Annotated in this window: 17 protein-coding genes; 11 read left to right on the top strand and 6 right to left on the bottom strand. The window is 57.2% G+C overall.

Annotation, left to right across the window (positions count from 1 at the left end; translation table 11 throughout):
• The first annotated feature begins 24 nt into the window (after nucleotides 1-24).
• The 5 genes from B2J69_RS00085 (at nucleotide 25) to B2J69_RS00065 (ending at nucleotide 2,606) form a co-directional block, all read left to right on the top strand.
• Nucleotides 25-1,014 (top strand): DNA-directed RNA polymerase subunit alpha, encoded by a 990-nt coding sequence (locus tag B2J69_RS00085; protein ID WP_003850179.1) that lies wholly within the window; start codon nucleotides 25-27, stop codon nucleotides 1,012-1,014.
• 40 nt (nucleotides 1,015-1,054) lie between these two features.
• Nucleotides 1,055-1,441 carry a 50S ribosomal protein L17 gene (gene rplQ, locus B2J69_RS00080; protein ID WP_081134609.1) on the top strand — a complete coding sequence of 129 codons (387 nt, stop codon included), beginning with the start codon at nucleotides 1,055-1,057 and terminating at the stop codon, nucleotides 1,439-1,441.
• 99 nt (nucleotides 1,442-1,540) lie between these two features.
• The gene (locus tag B2J69_RS00075) at nucleotides 1,541-1,912 is read left to right on the top strand and encodes a DnaJ family domain-containing protein (RefSeq protein WP_081134607.1); all 372 of its coding nucleotides are present in this window, start codon (nucleotides 1,541-1,543) and stop codon (nucleotides 1,910-1,912) included.
• The gene (gene zntR, locus B2J69_RS00070; protein ID WP_081134605.1) at nucleotides 1,912-2,349 is read left to right on the top strand and encodes a Zn(2+)-responsive transcriptional regulator; all 438 of its coding nucleotides are present in this window, start codon (nucleotides 1,912-1,914) and stop codon (nucleotides 2,347-2,349) included. The genes B2J69_RS00075 and zntR overlap by 1 nt, the downstream gene beginning before the upstream one ends.
• A gap of 50 nt (nucleotides 2,350-2,399) precedes the next feature.
• Nucleotides 2,400-2,606, top strand: a complete 207-nt coding sequence (locus B2J69_RS00065; protein WP_081134603.1) for an alternative ribosome-rescue factor A — start codon at nucleotides 2,400-2,402, stop codon at nucleotides 2,604-2,606.
• Between the two features lie 25 nt (nucleotides 2,607-2,631).
• On the opposite strand, the gene mscL is transcribed toward B2J69_RS00065, so the two are convergent.
• The 5 genes from mscL to def all read right to left on the bottom strand — a co-directional run bounded on the left by mscL (nucleotide 2,632) and on the right by def (nucleotide 7,354).
• A complete protein-coding gene (gene mscL, locus B2J69_RS00060; protein WP_081134601.1) occupies nucleotides 2,632-3,042 on the bottom strand; it encodes a large-conductance mechanosensitive channel protein MscL in 411 nt (136 codons plus the stop codon).
• 102 nt (nucleotides 3,043-3,144) lie between these two features.
• Nucleotides 3,145-4,521, bottom strand: coding sequence for a Trk system potassium transporter TrkA (gene trkA / locus B2J69_RS00055; RefSeq protein ID WP_081134599.1), 1,377 nt, complete (start codon nucleotides 4,519-4,521; stop codon nucleotides 3,145-3,147).
• A 19-nt stretch (nucleotides 4,522-4,540) separates the two neighbouring features.
• On the bottom strand, nucleotides 4,541-5,833 hold the full coding sequence (rsmB, locus tag B2J69_RS00050; RefSeq protein ID WP_081134597.1) for a 16S rRNA (cytosine(967)-C(5))-methyltransferase RsmB: 1,293 nt from the start codon (nucleotides 5,831-5,833) through the stop codon (nucleotides 4,541-4,543).
• 47 nt (nucleotides 5,834-5,880) lie between these two features.
• Nucleotides 5,881-6,825, bottom strand: a complete 945-nt coding sequence (fmt, locus tag B2J69_RS00045; RefSeq protein WP_081134595.1) for a methionyl-tRNA formyltransferase — start codon at nucleotides 6,823-6,825, stop codon at nucleotides 5,881-5,883.
• Nucleotides 6,826-6,838: 13 nt separating this feature from the next.
• Nucleotides 6,839-7,354, bottom strand: coding sequence for a peptide deformylase (def, locus tag B2J69_RS00040; protein WP_081134593.1), 516 nt, complete (start codon nucleotides 7,352-7,354; stop codon nucleotides 6,839-6,841).
• A gap of 116 nt (nucleotides 7,355-7,470) precedes the next feature.
• Between def and dprA the strand changes: the two genes are divergently transcribed.
• The 6 genes from dprA to B2J69_RS00010 are packed head-to-tail and all read left to right on the top strand — an operon-like array spanning nucleotide 7,471 to nucleotide 11,267.
• Nucleotides 7,471-8,595, top strand: coding sequence for a DNA-protecting protein DprA (dprA, locus tag B2J69_RS00035; protein ID WP_081134591.1), 1,125 nt, complete (start codon nucleotides 7,471-7,473; stop codon nucleotides 8,593-8,595).
• Nucleotides 8,567-9,040 (top strand): DUF494 family protein Smg, encoded by a 474-nt coding sequence (gene smg / locus B2J69_RS00030; RefSeq protein WP_033752918.1) that lies wholly within the window; start codon nucleotides 8,567-8,569, stop codon nucleotides 9,038-9,040. Before dprA ends, smg begins: the two co-directional genes overlap by 29 nt.
• A 23-nt stretch (nucleotides 9,041-9,063) precedes the next feature.
• On the top strand, nucleotides 9,064-9,609 hold the full coding sequence (locus B2J69_RS00025) for a DNA topoisomerase family protein (protein WP_081134589.1): 546 nt from the start codon (nucleotides 9,064-9,066) through the stop codon (nucleotides 9,607-9,609).
• A gap of 9 nt (nucleotides 9,610-9,618) precedes the next feature.
• Complete coding sequence (gene tsaC, locus B2J69_RS00020) at nucleotides 9,619-10,191, top strand: L-threonylcarbamoyladenylate synthase type 1 TsaC (RefSeq protein WP_081134587.1); 573 nt, start codon at nucleotides 9,619-9,621, stop codon at nucleotides 10,189-10,191.
• Nucleotides 10,192-10,194: 3 nt separating this feature from the next.
• A complete protein-coding gene (gene aroE / locus B2J69_RS00015; RefSeq protein ID WP_081134585.1) occupies nucleotides 10,195-11,013 on the top strand; it encodes a shikimate dehydrogenase in 819 nt (272 codons plus the stop codon).
• Nucleotides 11,010-11,267, top strand: a complete 258-nt coding sequence (locus B2J69_RS00010; RefSeq protein WP_081134583.1) for a DUF1488 family protein — start codon at nucleotides 11,010-11,012, stop codon at nucleotides 11,265-11,267. The genes aroE and B2J69_RS00010 overlap by 4 nt, the downstream gene beginning before the upstream one ends.
• On the opposite strand, the gene B2J69_RS00005 is transcribed toward B2J69_RS00010, so the two are convergent.
• Nucleotides 11,234-11,785, bottom strand: coding sequence for a gamma carbonic anhydrase family protein (locus B2J69_RS00005; RefSeq protein ID WP_081134581.1), 552 nt, complete (start codon nucleotides 11,783-11,785; stop codon nucleotides 11,234-11,236). The genes B2J69_RS00010 and B2J69_RS00005 overlap by 34 nt on opposite strands.
• Nucleotides 11,786-12,060: the final 275 nt, after the last annotated feature.

Genomic DNA, 12,060 nt, shown 5'->3' with positions numbered 1-12,060 from the left:
GCTTAGTACCAAAGAGAGGACACAATGCAGGGTTCTGTGACAGAGTTTCTAAAACCGCGCCTGGTAGATATCGAGCAAGTGAGTTCGACGCACGCCAAGGTGACCCTTGAGCCTTTAGAGCGTGGCTTTGGCCATACTCTTGGTAACGCACTGCGCCGTATTCTGCTTTCTTCCATGCCGGGTTGCGCGGTGACCGAGGTTGAAATTGATGGTGTACTGCATGAGTACAGCACCAAAGAGGGCGTACAGGAAGATATCCTGGAAATCCTGCTCAACCTGAAAGGGCTGGCGGTAAGAGTTCAGGGTAAAGATGAAGTTATTCTGACCCTGAATAAATCTGGCATTGGCCCTGTGACTGCAGCCGACATCACCCATGATGGTGATGTCGAAATCGTCAAGCCGCAGCACGTGATCTGTCACCTGACCGATGAGAACGCCGCTATCAGCATGCGTATCAAAGTTCAGCGTGGTCGTGGTTATGTGCCGGCTTCTGCCCGAATTCATTCGGAAGAAGATGAGCGCCCAATCGGCCGCCTGCTGGTCGACGCTTGCTACAGCCCTGTAGACCGTATCGCCTACAATGTTGAAGCAGCGCGTGTAGAACAGCGCACCGACCTGGACAAGCTGGTCATCGAAATGGAAACCAACGGCACAATCGATCCTGAAGAGGCGATTCGTCGTGCGGCGACCATCCTGGCAGAACAACTGGAAGCTTTCGTTGACTTACGTGATGTACGTCAGCCGGAAGTGAAAGAAGAGAAACCAGAATTCGATCCGATCCTGCTGCGCCCTGTTGACGATCTGGAATTGACTGTCCGCTCTGCTAACTGCCTTAAGGCAGAAGCTATCCACTACATCGGTGATCTGGTACAGCGTACCGAGGTTGAGCTGCTCAAAACGCCTAACCTGGGTAAAAAATCTCTTACTGAGATTAAAGACGTGCTCGCCTCACGTGGTCTTTCTCTGGGCATGCGCCTTGAGAACTGGCCGCCGGCAAGCATCGCTGATGAATAACCGGATCGCAGGTTAAGGTTTCACTGAGAAGGATAAGGTCATGCGCCATCGTAAGAGTGGTCGTCAACTGAACCGCAACAGCAGCCATCGTCAGGCTATGTTCCGCAACATGGCCGGTTCTCTGGTTCGTCACGAGATCATCAAAACGACTCTGCCGAAAGCCAAAGAGCTGCGCCGCGTAGTTGAGCCGCTGATTACTCTTGCCAAGACCGACAGCGTAGCTAATCGTCGTCTGGCATTCGCCCGCACTCGTGATAACGAGATCGTGGCAAAACTGTTTAACGAGCTGGGCCCGCGTTTCGCGAGCCGTGCTGGTGGTTACACTCGCATTCTGAAGTGTGGCTTCCGTGCTGGTGACAACGCTCCGATGGCTTACATCGAGCTGGTTGATCGTCCAGAAGCTCCAGCAGAAGCTGCCGCAGAGTAATCTGCAGCATCGTAAAAAACCCGCTTCGGCGGGTTTTTTATTGCCTGAAATTTACCCTATCCGTTAAGCTCAAAATTCTGGCCTAATCAGGAGGCGCTTATGTGGTTAATCGACCAGCTGGCTGAACAGCATATCCGCGCGGCGCAGGAAAAGGGCGAACTCAGCAATCTGCCCGGTGAAGGCGCGCCGCTGGAGCTGGATGACGACAGCCATGTTCCGGCTGAATTACGCAGCGGCTACCGGCTGCTAAAAAATGCCGGCTTTCTGCCGCCGGAACTGGAAATGCGGCGCGAGGCGCTGGAAATCAGCGATCTGCTGCGCAATCTCGATCCTGAGGATCATCGCTACCGCGAGCAGAGCAAGCGTCTGCTGGTGCTGGAACTTCAGCTGCGCCAGGCGGGCATGAGCACTGCTTTTTTACAGGGCTTCTACGGCGAAGCGATCCGCGAACGGCTGCTAAAGGAGGAATAATGTATCGCATCGGTCAACTGGCGACGCTGGCGAACGTGAGCGTCGACACCATTCGTTTCTACGAAAAGCAGCAGATGATGGCGCACGAAATTCGCACCGAGGGCGGTTTTCGCCTGTATAGCGACAGCGATCTTCAGCGTTTAAAGTTTATTCGCTTCGGCCGCCAGCTTGGATTTGGCCTCGATTCTATCCGCGATCTGCTGTCGATCCGCGTCGATCCCGCACATCACACCTGTGAGGAGTCGAAGGCGATTGTCGAGGCGCGTCTGAGTGAAGTGAACAGGATGATCGACGAACTGCAGAACGTGCAGCGTTCGCTACAGCGTTTATCCGACGCCTGCTGCGGCGAGGTGCACGCCAGCGACTGCTGTTCGATACTGGAAGCGCTTGAACAGGGCACCGAACCGAAACCCGAATATTCGCATCGGCGAGATTGAATTTTGCCGCAGAGGGAATATATTTATCCGGTCACAATCAGGAGAGCACGATGAGTAAATATCAGCATACCAAGGGCGAGATCCGCGATAACGCGATTCAGGCGCTGCTGCATGACCCGCTGTTCCGCCAGCGCATCGAGCAGAAGCAAAAAGGCAAAGGCAGCTTCCGGCGTAAAGAGAAACATGCGAAGAAAGGCGGTTGGGAGGCCAGTGATAAGAAAGACGCTTATCACTGGCCTTCTTCTTTCTGGGCATAAAAAAGCCGCCTCGCGGCGGCTATCTTCAGATTTTGCCGTTCTGCTGCTTCAGCAAATCACGAATCTCGGTCAGCAGTACCTCTTCGTTAGAAGGCTTCGCGGCCGGTTTTTCCACTTCTTTTTTCTTGTGCAGTTTATTCATCAGCTTGATGGCGATGAAGATAGCGAACGCCACAATCACAAAGTCGAAAACGGTCTGGATAAAGATGCCGTACTCCATCACCACCGGCGGCGTCGCGCCTTCGGCTGGTTTCAGTATCCATTTAAACTGCTTGAAGTCGACGCCACCAATCAGCAGTCCCAGCGGCGGCATAATAATGTTCGCCACCAGTGAAGAGACGATTTTGCCAAACGCAGCGCCGATGATCACACCTACCGCGAGATCGACGACGTTGCCGCGCATTGCAAAATCACGAAACTCTTTGAAAAAACTCATACTTATCTCCTTGCCCATGCCAATGGCTAAAGTCTAACAAACCTTTCGGCAATTGCCATCTAAGCGGCACCATTTGTCGGAATAGTCTTGCCGACGCTGCGCTTAGAGGAAGAAGGGGCTTGGCTGGAACAGGCGTTCCACGTCCGGCACAAACTTTTTGTCGGTCAGGAACATAATGACGTGATCCCCTTGCTCAATACGCAAGTTGTCTTTGGCGATCATCACATCTTCGCCGCGCACCACCGCGCCGATAAGCGTACCGGGCGGCAGTTTGATGTCGTTGATCATGCGACCCACCACGCGCGAGGTGGTTTCATCGCCGTGGGCGATCGCTTCAATCGCTTCGGCAATGCCGCGTCGCAATGATGACACGCCCACAATATCCGCTTTACGCACGTGACCCAGCAGCGCGGAGATCGTCGCCTGCTGCGGCGAGATCGCGATATCAATCACGCTGCCCTGAACCAGATCGACATAGGCGCGACGCTGGATCAGCACCATGACTTTCTTCGCACCCATTTTTTTCGCCAGCATCGCCGACATGATGTTTGCTTCATCATCGTTGGTGACCGCAATAAACAGATCCACCTGATCGATGTGCTCTTCCGCCAGCAACTCCTGATCCGAAGCGTCGCCATAGAAAACGATGGTGTCATGCAGACGTTCCGCCAGCTCAGCGGCGCGTCGCGCGTCGCGCTCGATCAGCTTCACGCTGTAATTCTTTTCCAGCCGCTGCGCCAGACCGAAGCCGATGTTGCCGCCACCCACCAGCATGATGCGTTTATAAGGTCTCTCCAGGCGCTGCATTTCGCTCATAACCGCGCGGATATTCTGGCTGGCCGCGATAAAGAAGACCTCGTCGCCTGCTTCCACAATGGTGGAGCCTTGCGGACGAATAGGGCGATCCTGGCGGAAGATTGCCGCCACGCGCGTGTCGATATGCGGCATATGCTCGCGCAAAATAGAGAGCGGATTCCCCACCAGCGGGCCGCCATAATAGGCTTTCACCACGGCCAGGCTGACCAGGCCCTCTGCGAAGTTCACCACCTGCAGCGCGCCGGGATACTGGATCAGGCGATAGATATTTTCGATCACCAGCTGTTCCGGCGAGATGAGATGGTCAATTGGCACCGCTTCGGGAATAAAGAGTTTTTCCGCGTCGCGCAGATAATCCGCCGCGCGAATACGTGCGATGCGGTTAGGCGTGTTGAAAAGCGAATAGGCTATCTGGCACGCCACCATATTGGTCTCGTCTGAACTGGTGACCGCCACCAACATGTCGGCATCTTCCGCGCCAGCTTCGCGCAAAATACGCGGATGCGACCCGTGACCCTGAACGACACGCAAATCAAATTTATCTTGCAGCTGCCGCAAACGGTCAGCATCGGTATCCACTACCGTAATGTCATTGTTTTCGCCGACCAGATTTTCCGCCAGCGTGCCGCCGACCTGGCCAGCGCCCAGAATAATAATTTTCATCGCGTGTCGTGCTCTTCAGTTAATGCGCTTTTACCAGCTTAGCGTAGAAAAATCCGTCGCCGCCTTCCGCAGTCGGGAAGCATTGCAGCCCGCTTGTTTTACCGCCCGGCAAAACGTCGGCGCGCGCGTCACTATGGCGCGTCAAAAAGGCGGCAATCTGCGCGTCGTTCTCTTCGGGCAAGACAGAGCAGGTGGCATAGAGCAGCGTGCCGCCCGGTTTCAGATGCGGCCATATCGCTTCCAGGATATCGCGCTGCAGCGCAGCCAGCTCGGCGATATCCCGGTCGCGGCGCAGCCATTTAATATCGGGATGACGGCGGATCACGCCGGTAGCGGAGCAGGGCGCATCGAGCAGAATACGATCGAACTGACGATCGCCGCACCAGGCTTGCGGAGTACGGCCGTCGCCCTGTTTTACATCAGCCTGCATATTAAGACGCTGCAAATTCTCTTTCACGCGCGTCAGACGCTGAGCGTCGACATCGACCGCCATCACCTGCGCTTCTGGCGCCATCTCCAGGATATGGGTGGTCTTGCCGCCCGGCGCGGCGCAAAGGTCGAGGATCTGTTCGCCGTTTTCCGGCGCCAGCAGCAGCGCGCAGCGCTGTGCGGAGAGATCCTGCACCGTAACCCAGCCGTCCGCGAAGCCAGGGAGCTGCCCGACCGGCGCGGGCGACTCTAGCCGCAGCGCATCAGGCGCCGTGTCGTCGGCAACGGCTGCTTTGCCGCTCTCGGCCAGCAGCGCCAGCCAGCCGTCGCGGCTGTGGTGCTGACGGTTGACGCGTAGCCACATCGGTGGACGCTGATTGTTCGCCTCCACGATCTGCTGCCACTGTTGCGGCCAGGCCTGCTGCAGACGCTGCAGCAGCCACCCCGGATGCAGATAACGCTGCGTACCCTGATCGACTTCCGCGATCAGCTCCGCCTGCTGACGCTGAAACTGGCGCAGCACGCCGTTCAGCAGGCCTTTGAGGTTCGCGCGCTTCAGCACTTCGGCACCGGCGACGGTTTCCGCCAGCGCGGCGTGAGCGGGGACGCGCGTATAGATCAGCTGATAGAGGCCGACCATAATGAGGTAGTGCAGCACGCGCTGTTTGCCGTTCAGCGGGCGCGCCATCAGTTTGCCGATAAGGGCTTCAAGCTGCGGCAGCGTGCGCAGCACGCCAAAGCAGAGTTCCTGCAGCAGCGCGCCATCTTTATCCGCCAGTTTTTTCTGCGCGGCAGGCAGTATGGCGCTAAGCGATTCGCCTTTATCGATAACCCGCTCAATCAGTTGAGCGGAGAGGCTTCGCAGATTCGTTGATTTAGTCATTCGCGTTACGTCATTAAACAAAAAGCCCGGACAGAGCCGGGCTGGAGTCAGGCTAAAACGCGGCCTGACGTGAACCACTCGCGGCGCGAGTTAAGCAGATCCTGCGCCGACATCGGTTTTTTACCGGCAGGCTGCAGCAGCTGAAGATTTAACACGCCTTCGGCGGTGGCGACCTGAATACCCTGCTTGTCGGCGGCGATAATCTCGCCCGGCTCACCGGTCACGTGCGGCAATACGCTTGCCTGCCACACTTTTACCGGCTGCTCGTCAATCAGGAAATAGCTCACCGGCCAGGGATTAAAGGCGCGAATGCAGCGTTCCAGCTGCGCGGCGGAGAGCTGCCAGTCGAGACGCGCTTCTTCTTTGCTCAGCTTCTCGGCGTAGTTTGCCTGCGCGTCGTTCTGTTTTTCCGGCTGAGCGCGGCCTTCCGCCAGCTGCGTCAGCGTCTCCAGCAGCCCTTGCGGACCGAGCTGCGCCAGCTTGTCATACAGCGTGGCGCTGGTGTCCTGTGCGCTAATCGGGCAGCTGAGTTTGAAAAGCATATCGCCGGTGTCGAGACCCACGTCCATCTGCATAATGGTCACGCCGGTTTCGCTGTCGCCCGCCCAGAGCGAACGCTGGATCGGCGCCGCGCCACGCCAGCGCGGCAGCAGCGAGCCGTGCACGTTGATGCAGCCGAGGCGCGGCATCGTCAGCACCGCCTGCGGCAGGATCAGGCCGTAGGCGACCACCACCATTACATCCGCCTCTAATTCCGCGACCAGCTGCTGGTTTTCGACCGGGCGCAGCGACTTAGGCTGGAAGAGGGGAATGGCGTGAGATTGCGCCAGGGTTTTCACCGAGCTGGGCGTAAGCTTATTGCCGCGACCGGCGGGGCGATCGGGTTGGGTAAAGACGCCAACGACCTGATGCTCAGAAGCAAGCAGCGCGTCGAGATGACGCGCTGCAAAATCAGGTGTGCCGGCAAAAATAATTTTCAGCGGGGCAGACACGGTTATCCCTTCTTTAGCCTTCGGTACGCGCGTTCTGACGCGCCAGTTTTTCCAGCTTTTGCTTGATGCGCTGACGTTTCAGCGGCGACAGGTAATCAATAAAGAGCTTGCCGTCGAGGTGATCGATCTCATGCTGAATACAGATCGCCAGCAGGCCATCAGTTTCCAGTTCATACGACTTGCCCTCGCGATCCAGCGCGCGCACTTTCACACGCTCGGCGCGCGGAACAAAGGCGCGCTGTTCCGGAATAGAGAGACAGCCCTCTTCGATGCCGGTTTCGCCGCTCTTTTCCAGCAGCTCCGGGTTAATCAACACCAGACGCTCGTCGCGATTTTCCGATACGTCGATAACGATGATGCGCTGGTGAATATCTACCTGCGTCGCCGCCAGGCCGATACCCTCTTCGGCGTACATGGTTTCAAACATATCGTCGACGATGCGCTGCACGTCAGCGTTAACTTCTTTGACTGGCGCCGCGATTTTGCGAAGACGATCGTCAGGGAAATGTAATACCTGCAAAACTGACATAAATATCCAGATCTGTATGCGATGAATAAAAGATTATTGCTTCATATTGTAGACTTTTTGCTGCCTGATTGACAGCATTCACCCGCAGGAAGCGGCGCGTAGAGCAGGGAGCAACTATGGACAAAATCGAGTGCTGGCTGCGGCTTTCCGCCGTCACCGGCCTGAGTGGAAAACGCTGGCTGCAGCTGGCGAACGCACTTGAGCAAACAGACGACCCTGGCCGGATGCTGACGTCGTTGGGATTGAGTGAGCAGCAAATCGGGCAGTTCCATCGCCTCGCGGCTGGGCAGATTGCGCAGACGCAGGCGTGGCTCGCCGCCCATGACTCTCACTCGCTGCTGACCGCGCTGGATGCGCGCTATCCCGCCGCGCTGCGCGAAATTCATCGCTTTCCGCCGCTGCTGTATATAAAAGGTGACCCCGTAGTGCTCTCCTCTGTGCAGCTGGCGGTTGTCGGCAGCCGCAACTGTTCGCACTACGGGCGACAGTGGGGCGCATGGTTCACCCAACAGCTTGCCCTGAGCGACCTCACCATTACCAGCGGGCTGGCGCGCGGCATCGACGGCGTCGCGCATCGCGCTGCGCTGGATGTGCAGGGAAAAACCGTTGCCGTGCTGGGCAGCGGACTGCAGCATCTCTACCCCAAAAGCCACTGCGCGCTGGCGGAAGAGATCGTGGCAAAAGGCGGGGCGCTGGTTTCAGAGTTTCCACTTGCCGCACCGCCGCATGCGCTTAACTTTCCGCGCCGCAACCGCATCATCAGCGGCCTGAGCCGGGGCGTGCTGGTGGTGGAAGCGACGCGCAAAAGCGGTTCGCTGGTGACCGCGCGCTGCGCGCTGGAACAGAATCGCAACGTCTACGCTTTGCCGGGCGCGCTGGGCAATAGCGGCAGCGAAGGCACGCACTGGCTGATCCAGCAAGGCGCGCTGCTGGTGGCCCATCCCACCGATATCGTTGACGATCTGCGCGCTGCGCTTAACTGGCTGCCCTTTACACAGCCGGAAGCAATATATTGCGAAGTGAGCGACGATGTGCCATTGCCATTTGCTGAGGTGTTGGCTAACGTAGGTGATGAGGTTACACCTGTTGACGTCGTCGCTGAACGTGCCGGCCAACCTGTGCCAGTGATCGCAGCCCAACTGCTGGAGCTGGAGTTAGCAGGATGGATCGCAGCTGTACCCGGCGGCTATGTCCGATTGAGGAGGGCATGCCATGTTCGACGTACTAATGTACTTGTTTGAGACATATATCCACAACGAAGCAGAAATGCAGGTTGATCAGGATACATTGACTGATGACTTAACCGATGCCGGTTTTCATCGTGAAGATATCTACAATGCGTTGAACTGGTTAGAAAAGCTGGCAGATTATCAGGAAGGCCTGGTCGATCCGATTCTGTTAGCGAACGATCCGCTTTCAATGCGCATCTACACGGAAGAAGAAGGCCAGCGTTTAGATGCCGAATGTCGTGGTTTCCTGCTGTTCCTTGAGCAGATTCAGGTGCTCAATATGGAAACGCGTGAAATGGTCATCGAACGAGTCATGGCGCTCGACACGCTCGAGTTCGATCTGGAAGATCTCAAATGGGTGGTGCTGATGGTGTTGTTTAATCTTCCGGGATGCGAGAACGCCTATCAGCAAATGGAAGAACTTTTATTCGACGTCAATGAAGGCATGCTGCACTAATTATTGATTATGCAGCCATCGTTATGAGCAAATCAGCACTCTTCACCGTGCGTAAATCGGATCCCTGCCCCGCATGCGGGGCAGAGTTAGCGATCCGCAGCGGTAAACACGGCGCCTTTTTAGGCTGTACTAAATATCCTGGCTGCGACTATATCCGCCCGCTGAAAAATCAGGCTGACGGACACATCGTCAAAGTGCTTGAAGGACATGCCTGTCCGCAGTGCGGCGCGGATAAAGCGTTGCGGCAGGGACGCTACGGCATGTTTATCGGCTGCAGCCACTATCCTGAATGCAGCTACAGCGAAGCCATCGATAAGCCGGATGAAACCCTTATCGCCTGCCCACAGTGTCAGGAAGGCAAACTGGTGCAGCGCCGTTCGCGTTACGGCAAGACGTTTCACGCCTGTAACCGCTATCCATCCTGCCAGTTTGCCGTCAACGCCACGCCGGTCGCAGGCGAGTGTCAGCACTGCCATTTTCCGCTGCTGGTAGAAAAGAAAACCGCGCAGGGCGTCAAACGCTTTTGCGCCAGTAAGAGTTGCGGCAAGGCCGCCGCATCAGAGAATTAAGATCATATTATGCAAAACACCTCTTTTTCCGGTTCGCTGGAAGCCTGCGTTGACCAGCTGCGTCAGCAGGCCGTTATCGCTTATCCCACTGAAGCCGTGTTTGGTCTGGGCTGCGACCCGGACAGCGAAAGCGCCGTCATGGCGCTGCTGGCATTAAAACAGCGTCCGGTTGAGAAAGGATTAATTCTCATCGCCGCCGACTATGCTCAGCTGGAACCTTATATCTCCGACCGGGAACTAACCGTTGAGCAGCGCGAGCGTATGTTTGCGCACTGGCCGGGTCCAGTTACCTTCGTGGTGCCGGCCACGCCGCAAACGCCGCGCTGGCTGACAGGGCGTTTTGATTCGCTGGCGATCCGCGTCAGCGATCATCCTGATGTACAGGCGCTGTGTCGCGCATTCGGCAAGCCGCTGGTGTCGACCAGCGCTAACCTGTCGGGCGAAGCGCCATGCCGTACCGTTGAAGCGGTGCGCGCGCAATTCGGCGAGGCGTTTCCCGTGCTGGCGGGCGACACCGGTGGACGGCAGAATCCGTCGGAAATTCGCGATGTCTTAACCGGCAACCTTATTCGTCAGGGCTAATTCATGGATCAGTTTGCGGTATTCGGCAATCCCATCAGCCACAGCAAATCGCCTTTAATTCACCAGATGTTTGCTGAGCAGACGGGCATTGCGCATCGCTACGGCCGGGTCTGCGCGCCGCTCGAGGCTTTTCCTGACACTATCGCTGCGTTTTTTGCCCAGGGCGGACGCGGCGCCAACGTTACGCTGCCTTTCAAGCAGCAGGCGTGCGAGTTTGCCGATGCGCTGAGCGAGCGAGCAGCGCTCTCCGGCGCGGTCAACACCCTGAAAAAAGGCAGCGACGGCCGCATTCTGGGCGATAACACCGACGGCATTGGTCTGTTGAGCGATCTGCAACGGCTGGCGCTGATCCATCCTGGCGACCGCATTCTGCTGGTCGGCGCGGGCGGCGCGGCGCGCGGCGTTATTCTGCCGCTGCTTTCCGCCGGCTGTGCGGTCACCGTGGTCAACCGCACGCAGGCGCGCGCGGAGGAGCTGGCGCAGATCTTCCGCCAGAGCGGGAAGATCGACGCCTGCGGTTTCGATCGGCTGGCCACGCGTCGTTTCGATCTGATCATCAATGCGACCTCAAGCGGCGTAAGCGGCGAGGTGCCGCCGCTGCCTGTTTCGCTGATTGATGCGCAGGTGCGCTGCTACGACATGTTTTACCAGGCAGGCGCGACGCCGTTTTTGCAGTGGTGCGAGCAGCATGGCGCCCAGCGCTATGCGGATGGTCTCGGCATGCTGGTGGGACAGGCCGCGCACGCTTTTCAACTGTGGCACGGCGTAATGCCGGAGGTGGCGCCCGTTATCGCTCAGCTTAAACAGGCGATGCAGCCATGAATCAGGCTATTCAGTTTCCGGATCGTGAAGAGTGGAACGCGGAGAAAAAGGCGGTCTGCTTTCCAGCGCTGGCGAACGGCATGCTTTTGACCTGCGCCATCTCTGCCGACGCCCTGGCACAGCGCTTCGGCCAGGGCGAGGCGCTGGCCTTATTTGTTACCCATCGCTGGGATATAGAAGAAGAGGCGGAAGCGGCCATCCTTAATGAAGCATTTGACGATCAGGAGTGGGTCTGGCTCGCCTCGGCAAGGTAGTCATCTTTCCAGCGAACATAGTTGTTAGCAGAATAGAGTAAGCCAGCGATCTCCTGTTCGTTCAGCGGACGCACCTGTCTGACCGGGCTGCCGAGATAAAGGTAGCCGCTCTCCAGACGTTTGCCCGGCGGTACCAGGCTGCCGGCGCCAATCATCACGTCATCTTCGATAATCGCACCGTCCAGCAAGATAGATCCCATGCCTACCAGCACGCGATTGCCAATGGTGCAGGCGTGCAGCATCGCTTTATGCCCGACCGTGACGTCGTCGCCGATGGTTAACGGAAAACCCTGCGGATTACTGGCGGACTTATGCGTCACGTGCAGGACGCTACCATCCTGGATATTGGTGCGCGCGCCGATACGAACCTGATTAACATCGCCGCGTATCGCCACCAGTGGCCAGATGCTGGCGTCGTCGCCCAGAATCACATCCCCGACCACCACGCTGGAGGCGTCGATCATGACGCGCTGACCGCATTGCGGATAACTCTCTTTATAACGACGTAGAGCTGACATTCACTTTCTCCTTATAGATTCAGCTACAGACTGAGACGGATCGCGGCGCCAGACAAGGGCAAAAGGGCGGCGATAGTTGAAGATCTCGGCAATAAGATGGTTTTATCACCAACCGGAAAAAAAGATCGAAAAAAGGGTTGTGCAATTAAATCGGATCCCTATAATGCGCCTCCACTGACACGGCACAACGGCTTACGGAATGCGGTGTTCAGGAGACTCAGGCAGCTGAGTCGCCGGATGAAGTCCCTGAAAAAAAGGGGTTGACTCCGAAGGAG

Source organism: Pantoea latae (genome assembly GCF_002077695.1).
Lineage (GTDB): Bacteria > Pseudomonadota > Gammaproteobacteria > Enterobacterales > Enterobacteriaceae > Pantoea > Pantoea latae.
Note: the sequence above shows the minus strand (reverse complement) of the source record. Positions and strands in the feature narration are given on the sequence as shown.